Below are 19,702 nucleotides of genomic sequence, written 5' to 3'. Positions count from 1 at the left end.
TATGCGGATTTATAGAATTCTTCCATTATTATTTTTCTTCCTAACTCTTGGAAGTGTTGAGACTTTTTCTCAAACAAAAAAATCCAGAGAAGAACTGGAGCGGGAGAAAGCTGAAGTTCAGGCTCGTTTAAGGGAATTTGACATCATCCTCAAGCAGACTACCGCTACCAAACAGACTTCCCTTGGCGAACTCAATGCGCTGACGAGACAATTTCAGACCCAAACCAAACTTGTAAATACCTTGGACAGGGAAGTTCGGCTGATCAATCAAGAAATCACCGAAACAGAAAAGAAAATCTCCGGATTGGAGATTCAGCTCAAAGACCTGAAGGCGGAATATTCCCGGATGATATATAACTCTTCCAAACTCAATCGAGGACTTTCAATTGTAGCCTTTGTATTCAGCTCGGGTACTTTCAATCAGCTATACATGCGTTTGAAATATCTTAAGCAATATAGTGACAGTAGAAAGCAGCAAGCCGAACAGATCGAAAAGCTATCTGCTGAGTTGGTTGCTTCACGTGAGCTTCTAGATCAAAAAAAGACCGAAAAAATCACAGTCCTATCCGAGGAGCAAAAAGAAAGGGCAGAATTAGAGCGGCTGAGAAAAGGTCAACAAGGGGTGGTCAATACGCTTTCACGAAAGGAAAAAGATATCCAACGCCAAATCACAGCAACCAAAAAACAACAGGAGCAACTCAATCGCATGATCAAACAAGTGATTGAAGACGAAATCCGTCGGGCTGAAGCTGAATCCAAAAAAGCCAATACCACCACTACAAAATCAGCTGGAACTAGTATGCCGATGACTCCAGAGGCTGCAGCGCTCTCCAGTTCTTTTGCGGGAAATAAAGGAAAATTACCTTGGCCTGTGGAGACTGGATTTGTGTCGCAAGGCTATGGAACTTACCCGCATCCTACTTTGAAAGGAATCGTACAAGAGAGTGATGGTCTGGAGATCCGTACACAACCCAACTCAAATGTGAGAACTGTATTTGACGGGACAGTGAGTAAAATTTCAACCATCCCGGGATATGGCCTGACTGTAATAATTAAACATGGGGAATATTTCACGATGTACAGTAGATTGAAGAATATTTCCGTGAAAGTAGGGCAAGCCGTCAAAGCCAAAGAGGTTATAGGTCAGGTGGCTACCAATACCGATGGACAGTCGGAAGTTCACTTCCAGACATGGAAGGGACTTCAGATCATGGACCCTGCAACATGGATTACGTCCAAATAGAAATTAATATCGTATGTTCATAAAAAAGAAGAAGAGTCTTGCCACATACCTTTGACTAAGCGCATGACAATTGTATCTTTACAACAATAATCCTTAAACACACACACCATCATGACTACATTAGGTTTCATTCAAAACATGGGCGGAGGTTCGATCGTATTGATCATTGTCGTTATCCTCCTGCTGTTTGGTGCCAAAAGGATCCCTGAATTGGCCCGAGGACTGGGTCGTGGCATCAGAGAATTCAAAGATGCTACTAAAGAAATTCAGAACGATCTTGAAGATGGTCTGAAAGACAAAAAGAAGTAATCCTTGAAGTCAATTCCATTGGAAAAATTTAGTTCTTTCGACGAAATCAAGAAATCGCTCGAAAACAAAGAAACTGATTGCCGTACAATCGTTACCCATTACTTAGAAAACATTACAACGAAGGCGCATCTCAACGCCTTCGTTGAAGTTTATAAGCAATCTGCTTTGGACCAGGCAGACCTGATCGATGAAAAAATCGCCAAAGGAAAGGCCGGCAAACTCGCTGGAATGGTCATTGGAATCAAAGATGTCCTCTGCTATGCAGGACACGAGGCCAACGCTTCTTCCAATATCCTCAAAGGGTTTCAATCCCAACTTACCACTACTGCTGTTCAAAGACTGATCGACGAAGACGCCATCATTATCGGACGTCTCAATTGCGATGAATTTGGAATGGGCAGTTCCAATGAAAACTCAGCTCATGGCAAAGTGCTCAATGCTGCTGATGAAAGCCGGGTTCCCGGAGGTTCTTCAGGTGGCTCCGCAGTAGCCGTTCAGGCAAATCTCTGCACAGTTTCTTTAGGAACAGATACAGGTGGATCAGTTAGACAACCAGCGGCTTTCACAGGAATTATCGGAATGAAACCCACCTATTCACGAGTATCACGCTGGGGATTAATTGCTTATGCATCATCTTTTGATGTAATTGGAGTTTTCTCCAAGACCGTCAAAGACAACGCTTTGGTCATGGAAATCATGGCTGGACACGATGAGTTTGACAGCACCTCGTCAAGAAAACCGGTGTTTCATTACAGCGAACTTTTGCATTTTGAGAAAAAAGCAAAGGTGGCTTACCTGAAAGAGACACTTGAATCTTCAGCATTACAGCCAGAGATCAAGGAAAATACACTTTCAATTCTGGAGAGATTGAGATCTGAAGGACATGAGGTAAGCGAAGTAAAGTTTCCTCTTTTGAAATATGTCCTTCCGACTTATTACATCCTCACTACAGCGGAAGCAAGTTCCAACCTTTCCCGATTTGATGGTGTAAAATATGGCTATCGCTCCCCAAATGCCCATAATCTGGAAAGCATGTACAAAATGACACGCAGCGAAGGATTTGGTGAAGAGGTAAAAAGAAGAATAATGCTTGGAACATTTGTCCTATCAGCGAGCTATTACGACGCCTATTTTACTAAGGCTCAACAAGTCAGAAGATTAATAAAAGAATTTACTGAGAATCTTTTGGATGAATTTGACTATATTATTATGCCGACTACGCCATCCACAGCGTTTAAGTTTGGTGAGCATAGCGGTGACCCTGTAGCGATGTATTTGGAGGACTTATTTACAGTGCAAGCTTCAGTGTCAGGAGTTCCGGCGATTTCAATTCCCAACGGGAAAGATAAATCGGGAATGCCAATTGGGCTTCAGGTGATTTCAAATTCATTTAAAGAAGCTGAATTATATGCTTTCAGTAATTATCTTACAGAATTAACTCCGTACTAAAAAAATATGAAAACGCCTTTCCGCAGTCTGTTCATTCTTGCCATTACTTGCATGACCCCACTGACCCAAGGCTTTTCTCAAGAATCTCCATTGGACGGAGCCACCCTTTTGACTGATGAGATTTTCCCAAATTATCATTATGAATATATTCCAGACTTCACTTATGAAGAGGTGAATCAACGGATCAAGGCAATGAAAAATGAAATGCATTTTGAATTGAATGACCGTATTTTTTCATTTATCCAATATTTCACTGTCAGGAATCGCGACTACACCAAAATGGTTTTGGCAAGGAAGGAAAAGTTTTTTCCTCTTTTTGAAGAGACACTTTCTAAGCATGAAATGCCAAGAGAGATCGAATACCTCGCTATCGTAGAATCCGGACTGGATCCACAAATCAAAAGCAGAGTCGGTGCAATGGGCCTTTGGCAGTTTATGCCCGCAACTGGCAAAATGTACGGCATGAACGTAAATGCTGATGTGGATGACCGAATGGACCCAGAACTATCGACAGATGCAGCAGCCAAATACCTTAAATCACTCTATCGAATGTTTGGAGATTGGGAGGTGGCCATGGCAGCTTACAATTGCGGACCGGGAAATGTGAGAAAGGCGATTAAGAAATCAGGAGGAAAAACCACTTTTTGGGGGATCTATAACCACTTGCCAAAAGAAACTAGAAGTTATGTCCCTCAGGTACAGGCCTTCATATACTTATTAAATCATTTAGAAGAACACAATTTCAACCTGGAAGAACCTACATACCCTATTGAGTATGAAAAATTCAGATTTGAAAGAGCGCTCTCCCTTGATAAGCTTTCGGAATTAACGGCAATATGCCTCAAAGACCTTGAGGAATTAAACCCATCAGTTAAAAACAAGAACATTCCTTTGAGTAATCGCAATATGGAGGTGAAGATTCCACGAACTAAAGCTCCATTCCTCAAAGAAAATTTGGCGTGGATAAGTGATTCACTAGGAAATCAACCCTCGGTATTGATTGCCTCTAACGCCACTACCACATTAGTGCCTGTAGAAAAAGCGGTGGCAAATACATCCACTGGAAGAATTGCTTATACCGTTAAGTCTGGCGATGTATTGGGATCTATTGCTTCACGGCATGGTGTAAGTGTCACCCAAGTGAAGGAGTGGAATAATTTAAATTCAAACCTGATAAAGGTGGGCCAAATCATTTACATCAATTCAGGAAAAACGGTAAACTCATCCACCCTAGCTGATAATTCTAAATCGATCGATCCAAAAACATATACTGTCCGTCCCGGTGATTCGCTTTGGATCATTTCCCAAAAACACTCACTTTCTGTAGAGCAAATCAAACGACTCAACAACCTGAATTCCAATAATATTAAACCTGGTCAAAAACTTGTGATTGGATAATTGAGATGGAATTATTTTTTTAAAGTTATTTAACTTACCTTTTAATTGCAAAAAACAATCACAAACCGTTTTTAGTAATTATATTGATACTATTTCTAAAAAGGAAAACAATGAAAGCATTAAATTATTCCATTCTATTTTTGATGTCAATCCTTCTAATTTCCTGCGATCAAGAGGGAAAAGATGGTTTTGGTGGGTCCAAACCTAAAGCAAGGGGTTCAGTCGGCGAAATCCTATTAGCAATAGATTCCACGAAGTGGGCAGGTCCTGTGGGTGAAGAGTTAAGAGAAATTTTTGAAGCTGATTTGCCTGGAATGCTGAGATCAGAGAGCATGTTCAAAGTAGTTCGTGTTGATCCCAGAGCGATGAATTCTATGCTCAAAAGATATACTAACCTGATCTATGTGACCACTTTTGATGACAAAAGAGGTGGTAGTCAAGTGATCAATTCCCAGTTTACCAAAGAATCCAAAGAAAAAGCACAAGCTGATCCAGGTCTATATTCCCTTCGCATGCAAGATGAATATGCTACAGGACAGGAAGTCCTCTATCTATTTGGAAATACAGAAGATGAACTCATCACCAATCTGCGCAAAAATAAGGACAGACTACAAAATCTATTTGAAGTAAGAGAACGAGGAAGATTAGAAAAACCACTTTTTTCCAGGAAAAACTCGGCAGCGGAATACGAAGCTAGAACAAACCTTGGGATAAAGATAAGTGCGCCTGCTTCCTATCAAGTCGTAAAAGCTACTAACAACTTTCTTTGGATGAGATCTCCTACACCCACTGAAAGAAGGCCAGATATCAGTATTTTTTATTTCGAAACTGACTACACTTCTGAAGAGCAAACCTTCCCTGTAAACATACTGAGCCTCAGGGACTCCATCACCAAACAATATATTTTCGGAGACCCGGAAGATCCAACTTCCTATGTGGTCAGTGAAAAACAAATTCCACCAGCATTCAGAAACATGGTGATAAATGATAATTTTACCGTGGAAATCAGGGGCACCTGGAAGACCAACAATAATAGTATGGGGGGAACTTACCTCGGATATGTAATGGTGGATCAAGCAAAAGGCAAACTTTACTACATGGAAGGCTTTGTTTATTTCCCCAACGAAATACACCGAGATGCACTCCGTGAGATTCAAACCGTTTTGCTCAATACTGATATTAGCTGGAAAGAAGACCAGGGTGCCTGACTTTTGTCTATACACCATCTATGACCATTAAAATCAGAAAACAAGACGCCCTAAATTACCACAGTCAAGGTTCACCGGGGAAAATAGAAGTAATTCCTACCAAGCCAGTTTCCAGTCAAATCGATCTTGCACTTGCCTATTCCCCCGGAGTGGCCGAACCCTGCAAGGAGATCGAGGCGGATGTAGAAAACGTCTATAAATACACTGCAAAAGGGAATCTAGTCGCTGTAATCTCCAATGGGACAGCCGTACTGGGACTTGGCGATATTGGACCTGAAGCGTCCAAGCCAGTCATGGAGGGTAAGGCTGTACTTTTCAAAAAATTTGCAGGAATTGACGTTTTTGATCTTGAGATTGATGAAAAGGATCCGAAGAAACTTATTCAAATAATAAAATCTCTTGAACCGACTTTTGGAGGAATCAACCTGGAGGATATCAAGGCTCCCGAATGCTTTGAAATAGAACAGACGCTCAAGCAGCAGATGAAAATCCCAGTGATGCATGACGATCAGCATGGTACAGCGATTATTTCAGGAGCAGCATTGATGAACGGCCTCGAAATCGTTAATAAGAAAATTGATGAAATCAAGCTTGTAGTAAGTGGTGCCGGAGCTGCTGCTATCTCTTGCGTGCGGTTTTATGTCAGTCTTGGTGTTAAAAAAGAGAACATCATCGTCTGCGATAAAGATGGTGTGATCCGTACTGATCGGCCTGGACTTACTGATATCCATGCAGATTTTGCCACCAATAAGAATATCACTCACATAAGTGAAGCCTTGCCAGGCGCCGATGTTTTTTTAGGACTTTCAGCTGGGAATATCATTTCCCAAGACATGATTAAGTCCATGGCTCCAAATCCGATTGTTTTTGCCCTTGCAAATCCTGATCCTGAGATCACCTATGATTTAGCAATAGCGGCAAGAGAAGATGTCATAATGGCCACAGGCCGTTCAGATCATCCTAACCAAGTAAACAACGTCTTAGGTTTTCCTTACATTTTCAGAGGTGCCTTGGATGTCAGAGCAACGGTAATCAATGAAGAAATGAAGCTTGCTGCAGCAATAGCAATCGCTAAGCTAGCAAAAGAGCCTGTTCCAGAAATTGTAAATAAAGCCTATGGTGATTTGAATATGGCTTTTGGAAGACTTTATCTAATTCCCAAACCCGTCGACCCGAGACTGATCACCACAATAGCTCCTGCTGTCGCAAAAGCTGCCATCGATTCCGGTGTGGCGAAAAATATGATCCACGACTGGGAAGCTTACGAACTTGAACTTCAAAAGCGTATTGGCATTGATCAACGACTTATGTCAATTGTGATTGGAAGAGCAAAAAAAGATCCAAAAAGTGTCGTCTTTGGCGAAGCTGATAATTTAAAAATCCTTAAAGCCGCACAGATGCTTCGGGATGAAAAAATTGCAATTCCAATACTTCTCGGTAATCGTGAAAAAATTCTTTCTCTCATTGAGGATAATGCATTGGATTTGGCCCATGCAACAATTGTTGATCCGATGGAAGAGTTTGCGATGATCGAAGAGTTCGGTAAATTCCTCTACCAAAAGCGACAACGCAAAGGGATGACACTCTTTGATGCAAACCGACTCGTACGAGAGCGGAATTACTTCGGTGCGATGATGGTCGAAACTGGTTTTGCAGATGCATTTATTTCCGGCTTGACCCGGGATTACCCGAAAACGATTCTCCCTTCCCTTCAAACAATTGGGGTAAAAAAAGGAGTAAATCGTGTAGCAGGGATGTATATTATGAATACTCCTAAGGGCCCCTATTTCTTTGCCGATGCCACAGTAAATTTAAATCCAACCGCTGAGGAATTAGTGGAGATTATAGGTTTGACTGCTAATGCGGTGAAGTTTTTCAATATGGAACCACGAATTGCGCTTTTATCCTATTCCAATTTCGGCTCAGCTCAAGGAGAAATTCCGGCGAAAATGGCTAAGGCAACAGCCCTTGCAAAAGCCAGATATCCCGAACTAATCATCGAAGGCGAAATGCAAGCCAATGTGGCGTTCAATCAGGAACTTCAGCGTGAAGTTTATCCTTTCTCTTCTCTAGCTGATAATCAAGTTAATACCCTGATATTCCCTGACCTAGCTTCCAGCAACATAGCCTATAAACTTCTCGCAGAGCTAGGGAATTCAGAAGCGATAGGCCCAATTTTGCTCGGAATGGCAAAACCAGTCCATATACTTCAACTTGGAAGCTCGATACGTGAAATCGTAAATATGGTAGCCATTGCAGTAGTAGACGCACAATCTTCTGAGGGAGTCCTATGATCGCGTACTTAAGTGGCAAACTTGTCTTCAAAGACCCTACCTATGTCATCATCGATGTTGGAGGTGTGGGCTATCAGGTGAAAATTTCACTTCAGACTTACAGTAAAATCAAGGATGAGGAACAGATCAGGCTCCTCACTTTCTTACATATCAAGGAAGACGCTCACACCCTGTATGGCTTCAAAGAGGAGTCGGAAAAACGACTTTTCCTTCTTCTGATTTCCATCAATGGAGTCGGGCCGAACACAGGATTGATGATTTTATCCTCTTTGGATACAGGAGAAATCGAGCAAGCCATACTTTCCGGTGATGTAGCAACAATTCAAGCCGTGAAAGGTATCGGAGTCAAAACAGCCCAACGGATTATTTTAGAATTAAAAGACAAAGTCGGCAAACAAGGTGGGTCTGAATCATCCACTCCATTGGGATTCTTAAAGTCAAGCAATAAAGTTCGGGAAGAGGCGTTACAAGCGCTAGTTACTTTGGGTTTCCCAAAAGCTGTGGCTGAGAAAAATATCACTCAAATACTCAAAAAAACCGAAGGGGAAATTTCCTTAGAAAATTTAATTAAAGCATCTTTAAAGACACCTTAATTTGAAGCTGGATTGAACATTCAGGAGTTACTGACTTTTTGCAGGGGAAAAATCAGAAGTCAAAGACCTGTTCTCTTAATCCTGTTGGGATTTGCATTTGCTATATCAACTTCTGAAGCCCAACAAGTATCAGGAGACAGCAACCAATCCCGACTTGATTCCCTGAATATCCGTAGGTTGTCGCCTTCATTTTTGCTTTGGCAAAATATGAGGACAAATCCCTTATATCCCCAGCGGAATCCATTCCTTCAACATAGATCCCCATTTATTCCCATCCCTCCACTAAATCAGGAAGTTCAGGTAATTGTTGATTCTACACTTCGGTACAACATCGTAGACCAGCTTGACACCACTAGATATGGCAATGAGCAAGAATACGATTTTGAGCGATTTTCAGAGATCCAACAATATCGAGTAAGGCAAGATTATTGGCGGTCCCGCGCTCGTGGAATGGACGGAGAAAGTGCCGTAGCCGGTCGTAGTTTGATTCCTCCCATGACTGTAAGTCCTTCTTTTGATCGAATTTTTGGAGGAAGCGAGATCAATATTGTCCCAACGGGCTATGTCAACCTGGATTTTGGAGCAATATTTAGGCGTATAGACAACCCTACCCTTCCAATCAGGCAGCAACAGAATGGAGGCTTCAATTTTCAGCAACAAATCCAAATGGCTGTAAACGGCTCAATGGGTGAAAAAGTAAAAATAGGGGCCAATTTTGATTCCAATAATTCTTTTGATTTCCAAAATCAACTCAAACTAGAGTACGATGGCTTTGATGAAGACATCATTCAATCTGTCGAAATAGGCAATGTCAGCATGCCGATTCAAAACCGATTGATCCAAGGTGCACAGAACCTGTTTGGTTTGAAAACTCAGATGCGCTTTGGTAAATTAAATGTCACGGCGGTGGCTTCTACTCAACGGGGCCGTAGAGACAACTTGGTCATCGATGCAAATGGTCAGGGAAGATCCTTTGATATTCAGGCGTCCAGATATGACGAAAACCGCCATTTCTTCCTTTCTCATTTTTTCCGGGACAATTACGAACGCTGGCTAAGAGGTCTTCCCCAAGTGCTTTCGGGAGTGAATGTGACCCGAATAGAAGTGTATATCATGAACAGGGCAACCAAAACGGAAACCCTACGGAATTTCGCCGCATTCATGGATCTGGGTGAAGGTAGGGTACTACTCAATCCATCGAATCCTTCTATCGGGACGGGCACGCCGGGAGCCGCTGCAAATAACGCCAACCTACTATATTCCAATATTGCAAATAACGCTTCATTCCGTCCATTTGATACGGGGTCAAGAGCGATGGAATCTAGTCTTGGACTCAGAAAGGGAGTAGATTTTGAACAGATAAACGGTGCAAGAAAGCTAGATCAGACGGAGTTTTTCTTTAATCCCCAGTTGGGTTATGTTTCTCTTTTCAGAAGACTCCAAAACGATGAAGTTCTGGCAGTTTCCTTCGAATACACTTACAACGGTCAAGTTTACAAAGTCGGTGAATTGACAGAAGACTACCAAACTCGACGAGAAGACGAACTCATTTTTCTAAAACTACTCCGTCCTGCTCGAATCAATCCCAGAGTTCCTACTTGGGATTTGATGATGAAAAACGTCTACAGTCTTAATGCGAGCCAAATTCTCAGAGATGGTTTTCAGCTACAGGTAATCTATCGTGATGACCGTACCGGTTTGGACAATCCATCGCTACTTGAGGGAGCCAATGTAAAAGACAAACCGCTAATTCGGCTAACGGGTCTTGACAACCTCAACCCACAAAATGACCCTGCACCAGATGGGAATTTCGATTTCGTGGAGGGAATCACGATGATTTCTGACCGAGGCTTATTGATTTTCCCAGTCCTAGAACCTTTCGGATCAAATCTTGCGAAAAATTTCCTTCCGGGGGAATTGGTCCTAAAAGACAAATACGTCTATGATACACTTTATCGCACTACTCAGGCTGATGCTGAACTCGTCACCAGATTAAATAAGTATTTCATCAAAGGCCGGCTAACTGCTGGTTCTGCAAGTGAAATTCAACTTCCCGGATTAAACATTGCTCCGGGCTCCGTCATCGTACAGGCAGGTAATATTCCTTTGACTGAAGGAGTAGATTTCACGATAGACTACAATGTCGGCCGTCTGGTAATCATCAATGACGCCATCCTGCAGTCCGGAAAACAGATCAATATAAGCTTCGAAAAGGCAGATTTGGTTTCTTTTCAAACACGCAGTTTGCTTGGAACAAGGTTAGATTACCTAGCTAGCCCAAAATTAAATATCGGAGGAACCTTTCTATACCTGAACGAACGTCCAAACGTAACTCGAATCGCTACAGGCAATGAGACGCTGAGAAACAGTCTCTGGGGTCTTGACGTCAACTTTAATGACGAATCTAGATTCCTGACCAAGCTAGCAGATGCGCTACCATTCACTAGTACCAAAGAGAAATCACTGGTTCAATTCAATGCTGAATTTGCCCACTTACTTCCTGGAACATCCAATACAGTAGCTGGTGATGCTGCATCATACATTGATGACTTTGAAGCCGCTGTCACACCTTTCTTCCTTGGTGCTGCTGCGAATCAAAACTGGAAACTTGCAGCAACTCCAAAAACCGTAGGAAACAAATTTGATCTAAGTAATCAAACAGAAGATAATCTTGGAAATGCCTACAGAAGAGCAAGATTAGCATGGTACAATATTGACAACATCTTCTATAGAGAAAGCGGACCCGGAGTACCTACCAATCTAAGCCCTCAAGACAAAAGGAACCATTATGTCAGAAGAGTAATTCCTCAGGAAATCTTTAAAAATCAAGATCGGGATGTAATAGTGGTTCCTCAACCACTTTTTGAAATGGCCTATTTTCCAAGTGAGAGAGGCATGTTTAATTATAATCCAAATTTGAACATTGATGGTTTACTGCCAAGCCCAAAACTTAACTACGGTGGAGTAACCCGTGCGATCACCACCGAAGTAGACTTTGATAGAACGAATATCGAATACATCGAATTCTGGCTGATGGACCCTTTCCTGCCTGGTGAAAATGGACGAGTTTTGGATGGGGTATTTAATCAAAATAATACCACTGGAGGTAAACTGTTCCTCAATCTTGGAGATATCTCCGAGGACGTGATGAAAGATGGAAGCCATGCATTCGAAAATGGTCTTCCTGCCGATGGCGATCCCTCCGAAGCTGGTCAAAATGAATGGGGACGAATCACCCGAAAGCAGTTTTTGATCCCGGCATTTGATAATTCTGAGACCTCACGAGCTAACCAAGACGTAGGACTGGATGGATTGAAAAATGCCGATGAACCTGCATTTTTTCAAAGCAGATTTTTGGACCGACTCAATGTCTCACAACAAGCACGAAATACCATATTACAAGATGTCTCAGCAGATAACTTCCAATATTATTTGGACTCGAGATTTGATCAGACTGATGTAAAAATCTTGGAGCGCTATAAGAAATTTAACGGCATGGAGGGGAATACACCTGTTTCGGCTAACCCAAACCTACCTTATACAGAATCTGGAGGTAATATGCCTGACAATGAGGACTTAAACTCTGACAACACAATCAATGAACTGGAAAACTACTACGAATATGAGATTGACCTGAGACCCGGACAATTAAATGTAGGGCAAAATTATATTGTGGACCAGGTTACTCACAATGAAAGAGGTGAAGAGGTCAATTGGTATCTATTCCGTATCCCAGTCCGACAGCCGGATCGAGTGGAGGGTGATATAGTTGGCTTTAAATCGATCCGTTGGATGAGAACCTATTTGACTGATTTTGAGCAGCCGGTGGTGTTGAGAATGGCGGAATTCAGAATGGTAGGGAGTCAATGGCGGGTCTTTCAGGAATCACTTTTTGAGAAGGGCTTTTTTGAAATCCCGGAGCCTGACAATTCCAATGTCGTAGTAGATGTAGTTAACATCGAGCAAAATGCACAAGGAAGTGACAAATCCAGTCCTTACGTACTGCCTCCAGGAATCAATCGAGATCGGGACAATACTTCCACCGTCGAAAGAAGACTAAACGAGCAATCGCTTAGAGTATGTGTGGAAGATTTAGGTCCAAAAGATGCCCGAGCGGTGTTCAAAAACCTAACCATCGACTTGGTGCAGTATGAAAGAATCAAAATGTTCTTTCATGCTAACAGCGAGGATGCGCAAGATGGCGAAATCACCGCTTTCTTACGATTAGGAACAGACTACACAGATAACTACTATGAAATTGAAGTTCCTCTTGTTGTTTCTCCTTTAGGAACAAACGATCCTCGTGCGGTTTGGCCACTTGAAAATGAAATTGACATTGCCATTCAAGAGATTGTTGGAGTCAAAGTAGACCGGGATAATAATCGGGCTCCACTTAATCTTCCCTATTCACAAAATATCCGACAGTACAAAGTAACTGTGGTAGGCCGACCGGAATTGAGTATGGTTCAGGGAATGATGCTCGGGGCAAGGAATCCCGGGATAGGCATTGGGTCTTCGAAATCATTCTGCTTTTGGGCAAATGAACTTCGAGTAACGGGACAGAATGAGAACAACGGCTGGGCCGCAAACGCATTTTTGAATGCAAAAATCGCAGACATAGCCGTCGTTTCTGCTTCATTCAGACACAATACCATTGGATTCGGAGGATTGGAAACCAAGCTTTCACAGCGTACCCGTCAAGCAACTACACAATATGACATTTCGACAAATGTTGAAGTAAACAAACTTTTACCAGAGGCTTTAGGGGTAAGTATTCCCATGTATTTTTCCATTGAGAACACCTCATCAAGACCCGAGTTTGATCCACTCAATCCAGACGTACCTTTTGAGGTTGCCCTAGGAAAATTTGAAACCGATGACCAGCGTGCTGAATATCGCAATATCGCTCAAGATCAGATGAAAAGGAGGAATTTAAGTTTCAATAATGTCCGGAAAATCAAAAGCAATCCAGATGCTCCAAACAGGATCTATGACCTGTCCAATTTTGCTTTTTCATATGCGATTGGATCAGTGACTCAGACTAATGCTCAGATTCAGAGTTATGATTTCAAAACCAATCGGGGCAATATCACTTACAGCTACCAACCTAAGGAATGGGTAGTAGCACCATTTCAAAATGCAGAGGGAATGACTTCTCCATTTTTAAAATTGATCAAAGATTTTAATCTTAACCTATCCCCTACTCTGGTGCTGGCAAGGCTGGATGTGGATAGAAGATTCCTGAGATCACAATATAGAAATGACCAATTGAATTCCGCTGGGGTGGATCCACTCTTCCAGAAATCATTTTTTATGAACCGTTCCTTTAATGTTAACTGGGACCTTTCCAAAAGCTTACGGGTAGATTTTGATTCCCGAGTAAGTGCTGTGGTAGATGAACCAGAGGGCGATATAGATTCGGAGGCAAAGCGAGATTCAATAAAATTTAATGCCTGGCGATTTGGAAGGGTTATGAATTACAACCACATGGCCACGCTTAATTATTCCCTGCCTCTAAATAAATTACCCCTTACAGACTGGATCCAAACGGACTATCGGTATGTCACAAGTTATACTTGGCAGACAGGTGCGATCGGACAAAGGGACACCTTAGGAAATGCAATTCAAAACACTCGGGATCAAAGTCTGACCGGGAAGTTTGACTTGATGAAACTTTACAATAAAAACAAAAAACTTGCAGCCCTGAATGCTCCTAAACGTCCGAGTATACCCGGAAGAACTACGCTGGCTGCGGAAGATACAATTGGCACACCATTCAGTAGCAAACTTTTGAAGTTCCTGATGATGACCAAGGAAATCACCTTCAATTATGGGGTAACTGATGGGACTTTCTTGCCTGGATATATGCCAAATACCGGACTACTCGGTATGGACAGAGCATGGAATAATCCAGGGTGGGCCTTCCTCTTTGGCAGTCAAAATCCTAACATTCGATACGATCTTGCCAATAATGGGGAAATTGCCCCAAGTGCTGAATTGACCCAGCCATTCCTACAAAATAGGGCGATTAACTTAAGGCTAACCAGCATAGTAGAACCAATTCGTGACTTTAGGGTGACTCTTGAAGCTAGGAAACGTGAAACTGGAGATTATCAGGAGATCTTTCGAAATTCACTCGAAAATCCAGGAAACTACCAAAGCATCAGCCCAAATCGTCTAGGCTCATATTCTATTTCGAGCATCATGATTGGAACTACATTTAAAAGAGATGATTCACGAAATAATTCCCCACTATTTACGGATTTTGAAAATTATCGATCCATCATCAAATCCCGATTGGATGAGGCGGCAATTGGTTCAGGTGAATATGGGCTAAACGGACAGGATGTATTGATTCCGTCATTCCTTGCTGCCTACTTGGGAAAGGATCCGAATAATGTAAATCTTAATCCATTTCCAAAAACTCCTCTTCCAAATTGGAGAGTTGATTACAGAGGTCTGTCACGACTGAAAGGTTTAAGTGAAAAATTCAGTAGCATTAATCTTACCCATGCTTACTCTTCCAATTACGATGTGAGTAATTTTTCCAATTCTTTGCAATATCAGCAAGGACTGGAGCTATTTAATAGATTACAAAATGTCCAAAGACCAGATCTTACTAATGACGACGGGCAGTTTATTCCAATTTATGTTTTGAACCAAGTTGTGCTTTCGGAAAGATTTGCACCATTTATAGGAATTGATTTATTGACTAAAGACCGACTAAATGTGGCTATTAATTATAATCGAGAGCGAAACCTTGGTTTGAATTTTTCAAACTCCCAGGTCACAGAGCAAAAAAGCAGTGACTTTGGATTAACTTTAGCCTATACCAAGGCTGGAGTCAAAGTGCCATTTAAGGTTCAAGGAGGACAAAAGGTACTCAAAAATGACCTTCAACTCAGACTGGATTCCAAAGTAGTAGACGTAAGGCAAGTTCAGCGAAAAATAGAAGAAGGAAGTACTGTCACCAACGGCAACGTAAATATTCAATTAAGACCAACAGTTGGTTATGTAGTCAATCAAAACCTAAATCTTACCATTTACTTTGAACGAACTATCAATGATCCTAGGGTAACAACAGCCTTTAGAAGAACTTCCACAGCTTTTGGGGGACAGCTAAGATTTAATTTATCACAATAGATTTCAATCTAATCTGATTCCTTTTAATTTTGACAATCTAAAAAACTAATCATGAATTTTCCACAAGAATTAAAGTACACCAAAGACCACGAATGGGTAAAAATCGAAGGTGAAGTAGCTACCATCGGTATCACTGAATTTGCTCAAAAAGAATTGGGGGACATTGTATATGTTGAGGTAGAGACAGTCGGCGAGACAATTGAAGCAGGAGAGGTATTTGGATCTGTGGAAGCCGTGAAGACTGTCTCTGACCTATTTATGCCTTTGACAGGCGAGATCATCGAATTCAATGAAGCATTGGATTCATCTCCGGAATTAGTCAATGACTCGCCCTATGAATCAGGCTGGATGATCAAGGTAAGAATCTCAGATGGATCAGGTAATGATCTTATGGATGCAAAGGAATACACTGAACTTGTAGGCGAATAAATTTAAATCATTGAGAATATTTCTGGCAATAACCTGGTTGATCATCCTGGCATTTGGTATGCTCACACCAGGTGAGAAAATCCCAGAAGTTGCTTTGTTTGATTTTCAGGACAAAGCCATACATCTGATTTCTTTTTTCCTGTTGGCCTATCTTTGGAGTGGTGTTGGGATAAAAAAGGAACAGATAAATTATAGAAACCCCCGTATTTGGCAAAATTTTATTTTGTTTGGGATATTTTGTGGGATCGGATTTGAATTAGCACAACAATTTATCCCGAATCGATCGTTTGAGATAATGGATATGATTGCCAACGCAATAGGAGCTAGTTTGGGATTATTAGCATATTTAAAATGGCCGTTCATTAAATACATTTTGGAATAATCTTCAATAATTCTTACACTTGTTATTCAGATTTTAAAAAGAAATTCAATTAGTATAAACCAATTTCACCATGGAAGCAAAAAAGTCTCCAAGCGCTGATATCACCAGGAAGGTCGGTATGTTTACCAATCTTGGTCTAGCAGTAGCTGTAGGTCTTACTCTTGCTGCCTTCGAATACAAGTCATTTGATGACTCAGGACTTAAGGACTTGGGCGGCGTAAATGACAATTTCGAAGAGCTGCTTGATATACCTATCACCGAACAGCCACCACCGCCGCCGCCTCCACCACCAATGGAGCAGCCAATCATCGAGGAAATTCCAGATGAAATTGAAATCGAGGAAAAAATCGATGTGAATTTCGATGTGGATGTGAAAGAAACTACTGAAATCAAGGAAGTGATTATTGCTGAAGCTCCAGTGGAAGAAAAGGCAGATCAAATCTTTGACGTCGTAGAAACTCAACCAAATCCTCCGGGGGGAATGTCAGGCTGGAATCAATACCTTTCCAAAAATCTGAAATATCCAACTCAAGCCCGTAGAATGGGTATCGAAGGAACTGTGATCGTTGTTTTCGTTATCAACACTGATGGATCCATTCAAGACGTTGAAGTTTTGAGAGGTATCGGCGGAGGTTGCGACGAAGAGGCTGTAAAAGTTGTTCAGGAAGCTCCTAAGTGGGAGCCTGGAAAGCAAAGAGGCCGTCCGGTTCGTACTCGAATGAGACTACCGATTCGATTCAAGCTTAGCTAAAAATATTAGACCCGAGAAATCGGGTCTTTTTTTTTATAAACTTTAACACCTTTTTAGATAGTTAATAAATGTTATTGAAATAGGTAATTCCCAGTGATAGTTGTAGCTTTTATTAAAATAAAACGCTAAGAACCATGGAATTAAAAAAGAACCTCGGGTCGGACCTTCGAAGATGGTACGCTCCCTTTTTAAATTTTGGACTGATTATATCAGTCGGTGCAGTTTTGGCAGCCTTTGAATGGAAGGCTTATGAAGAAAAACCTCTTTTGGAAATTTCAAATTCTAATTCGAATTGGGACTCGGAAGTAATTCCTATTACCATTCAATCTCCCCCACAGGCACCGCCTCCGATTGTTGCCCCTGAAATCAAAATCTTAGACGATGACATTGAAATTGAAGACTTAATCTCAATTGACATCAACTTTTCAGGAGATCAAGAAATACCTGAACTAATTTTTGAAGGCCCTCCTACTATCGAAGTTGCATCAGAGATCTTGGATTTCACAGAAGTTCAGGCACAATTTCAGGGCGGAATGGATGCTTGGTATGCTTACTTAAAAGCCAATCTAACGTATCCAAAGCAGCCGCAACGAATGGGAATTGATGGAACCGTTTTTCTAAGATTTGTCATCAATACAGATGGAAGTATTCAAGATGTAGAAGTAGTAAGATCAGTTGATCCATTAATTGACAAAGAAGCCCTAGAAGTGGTCCGAAATTCTCCTAAATGGAAGTCTGCCATGCATCACGGTAAACCTGTGAGATCCCGAATGACTATGCCCATTAAATTCAAGCTTAACTAAACCAACTCCTTTTAATTGAAAAGCCTGCATGGGGTCATGCAGACTTTTTTTCCAATGTCCAATTCTCAAATTCAATGGTCAATTTTCAAGGATAATACTCCTGAAACTCACTTGAGAATTGATAACTGGTCATTTTGCATTGGTCTACTTGAAAATTGGTCATTGAGCATTGGTCATTGAAAATTGGTCATTGAAAATTGGTTATTGGTTATTGGTCATTTAGCATTAATCATTATAAATTGAGCATTGGTAATTGACCATTGTTCATTGATCATTGTCCATTGATCATTATTTAAACAGTGATTTTAGTGGCAATTTATACCCCACTTCCATAATCCAGCCATTTAATGAACCGGATGAATCGAAGTTTACGGGCTCTGCATTGACATTTCCGGAAACATTGATTTTACCTACTTCAGGACTTCCAAAGTTTCTGGAAAAATTAAAGGTAATCATGCTGGAATTGAAAATCGGAATCTCAGCAAAGACACCTGCATTAAAAAATAGCTTGCCCTGGATGTTTTGGTCCAAAGGAGTTGAAGTTAAATTGTAGGTTGTATTACTATATCCACCAATAGCACCTTCATACCAAATCCTTCCTTTTGTATCTAAAGTATAAAAAGCGGCTAAAGAAGTGCCCAAGCGCAATCTTTTCTTATCACCAATATCCATGTGATAACGCAATCTTACTGGAATAGCACTCACTGAATAGTTGGTAGGAGTATTTATATTCAAACCACCAGGCAACCTGACGTTGGTGTATGCATTGAATTTGCTATAGCCAGATTCCACACTAAAAGACCCCAAAGTGTACCCTCCCAAAAACTCATATCCACCGGAAATGTGGGAAAATTCCAGGTTAGGTTCACGCTCTGATTTTGGACGAAATCTTAAAAGTCCATTGACTGACAAATAAGGTCCACTCCCCCAGGCAATTTCTCTTTTCGCAGATTTGTTTTCTTGTCGTTCAAGTCTCTCTTCAAGTTTTTCGTCTCTGGTTCTTCCTTTGAAGTCTATCCCGTAACCCACAAACATGCCTGTGTAAGAGCCGCGTCGCTGAACTTGAGCCTGAGAATTACCAGCATAAAGACCTATTTCAATTGGATTGAGTGAACTGAGACCTGACTGATGCCTTAAGCCTACCAAAAGATAATTTTTCCTTCTAGTATTAAATTTCATTCCAGCCTCCATTCCTACATTTCCGACTATTTTGGTTTCCCGATTGGCAAAAAAGAATGAAGTAGAATCTGTTCTTGCAAAATCCCAGTAATTATTTACCGTAAATCCGACCGAGGGCTGAGCATAAAATGCATGCTTACCCTGCTCCCATGTTTTCCGAATCCCTAGTCGATAATTACCTAAGGCGTCTATCCTTTGGACTTGAAAATCTGGGGTCAAACTTGGAAAAGCAGGAAAATAATCAAAGCTAAAATTGGGTCTTATCATTTCCGATTGAAAGCTTAGCTGTAAGTTATCTCGGAGACCAAATAAAAAATTAATCCCTAAATGATAGTCTATCTGTGAATTGGTGTTCAGCGGTTGTCCCAGTCTCGTTATGCTTTTTTGATAACTGTACTGCGGGCCTCCATACAATTCCATTTTAATTTTACTTTGCGCTGCACTGTTCGCAACAAGACCGATAAAGCAAACGAATGTGAGCAGGGCTGAAATTATAATTTTCATTATGTTGGATTTTAAAA

13 protein-coding genes are annotated in these 19,702 nt (G+C 41.2%); 12 read left to right on the top strand and 1 reads right to left on the bottom strand.

Translation table 11 applies throughout. From position 1 onward, the window contains the following. Position 1: 1 nt before the first annotated feature. The 12 genes from ACK4HU_RS07885 to ACK4HU_RS07830 all read left to right on the top strand — a co-directional run bounded on the left by ACK4HU_RS07885 (position 2) and on the right by ACK4HU_RS07830 (position 18,002). Positions 2 to 1,243: a murein hydrolase activator EnvC family protein gene (locus ACK4HU_RS07885; RefSeq protein WP_409805181.1), complete on the top strand. Its 1,242-nt coding sequence runs from the start codon at positions 2 to 4 to the stop codon at positions 1,241 to 1,243. Positions 1,244 to 1,354: 111 nt separating this feature from the next. After that, positions 1,355 to 1,552, top strand: coding sequence for a twin-arginine translocase TatA/TatE family subunit (gene tatA / locus ACK4HU_RS07880; RefSeq protein ID WP_077353614.1), 198 nt, complete (start codon positions 1,355 to 1,357; stop codon positions 1,550 to 1,552). 18 nt (positions 1,553 to 1,570) lie between these two features. Then, positions 1,571 to 3,001, top strand: a complete 1,431-nt coding sequence (gatA, locus tag ACK4HU_RS07875) for an Asp-tRNA(Asn)/Glu-tRNA(Gln) amidotransferase subunit GatA (RefSeq protein ID WP_409805453.1) — start codon at positions 1,571 to 1,573, stop codon at positions 2,999 to 3,001. A 6-nt stretch (positions 3,002 to 3,007) separates the two neighbouring features. Beyond that, positions 3,008 to 4,399 (top strand): transglycosylase SLT domain-containing protein, encoded by a 1,392-nt coding sequence (locus ACK4HU_RS07870; RefSeq protein WP_409805177.1) that lies wholly within the window; start codon positions 3,008 to 3,010, stop codon positions 4,397 to 4,399. A 110-nt stretch (positions 4,400 to 4,509) separates the two neighbouring features. Continuing rightward, entirely contained in the window at positions 4,510 to 5,607 is a 1,098-nt protein-coding gene (locus ACK4HU_RS07865; RefSeq protein ID WP_409805174.1) for a DUF4837 family protein, read from the top strand. A 20-nt stretch (positions 5,608 to 5,627) separates the two neighbouring features. Further along, the gene (locus ACK4HU_RS07860) at positions 5,628 to 7,901 is read left to right on the top strand and encodes an NADP-dependent malic enzyme (RefSeq protein WP_409805172.1); all 2,274 of its coding nucleotides are present in this window, start codon (positions 5,628 to 5,630) and stop codon (positions 7,899 to 7,901) included. Continuing rightward, entirely contained in the window at positions 7,898 to 8,494 is a 597-nt protein-coding gene (ruvA, locus tag ACK4HU_RS07855) for a Holliday junction branch migration protein RuvA (protein ID WP_409805170.1), read from the top strand. The genes ACK4HU_RS07860 and ruvA overlap by 4 nt, the downstream gene beginning before the upstream one ends. Positions 8,495 to 8,701: 207 nt before the next feature. Next, on the top strand, positions 8,702 to 15,637 hold the full coding sequence (gene sprA / locus ACK4HU_RS07850) for a cell surface protein SprA (protein ID WP_409805168.1): 6,936 nt from the start codon (positions 8,702 to 8,704) through the stop codon (positions 15,635 to 15,637). Between the two features lie 51 nt (positions 15,638 to 15,688). Beyond that, on the top strand, positions 15,689 to 16,066 hold the full coding sequence (gene gcvH, locus ACK4HU_RS07845) for a glycine cleavage system protein GcvH (RefSeq protein WP_409805165.1): 378 nt from the start codon (positions 15,689 to 15,691) through the stop codon (positions 16,064 to 16,066). Between the two features lie 37 nt (positions 16,067 to 16,103). Further along, the gene (locus ACK4HU_RS07840; protein ID WP_409805162.1) at positions 16,104 to 16,448 is read left to right on the top strand and encodes a VanZ family protein; all 345 of its coding nucleotides are present in this window, start codon (positions 16,104 to 16,106) and stop codon (positions 16,446 to 16,448) included. Between the two features lie 70 nt (positions 16,449 to 16,518). Then, a complete protein-coding gene (locus ACK4HU_RS07835; protein ID WP_409805160.1) occupies positions 16,519 to 17,199 on the top strand; it encodes an energy transducer TonB in 681 nt (226 codons plus the stop codon). A gap of 134 nt (positions 17,200 to 17,333) precedes the next feature. Further along, positions 17,334 to 18,002: an energy transducer TonB gene (locus tag ACK4HU_RS07830; RefSeq protein WP_409805157.1), complete on the top strand. Its 669-nt coding sequence runs from the start codon at positions 17,334 to 17,336 to the stop codon at positions 18,000 to 18,002. 288 nt (positions 18,003 to 18,290) lie between these two features. On the opposite strand, the gene ACK4HU_RS07825 is transcribed toward ACK4HU_RS07830, so the two are convergent. Further along, on the bottom strand, positions 18,291 to 19,448 hold the full coding sequence (locus tag ACK4HU_RS07825; RefSeq protein WP_409805154.1) for a hypothetical protein: 1,158 nt from the start codon (positions 19,446 to 19,448) through the stop codon (positions 18,291 to 18,293). Positions 19,449 to 19,702: the final 254 nt, after the last annotated feature.

The organism is Algoriphagus sp. (assembly GCF_046296635.1).
Classification (GTDB): Bacteria; Bacteroidota; Bacteroidia; order Cytophagales; family Cyclobacteriaceae; genus Algoriphagus.
This window is presented reverse-complemented; position numbering and strand designations above follow the sequence as displayed.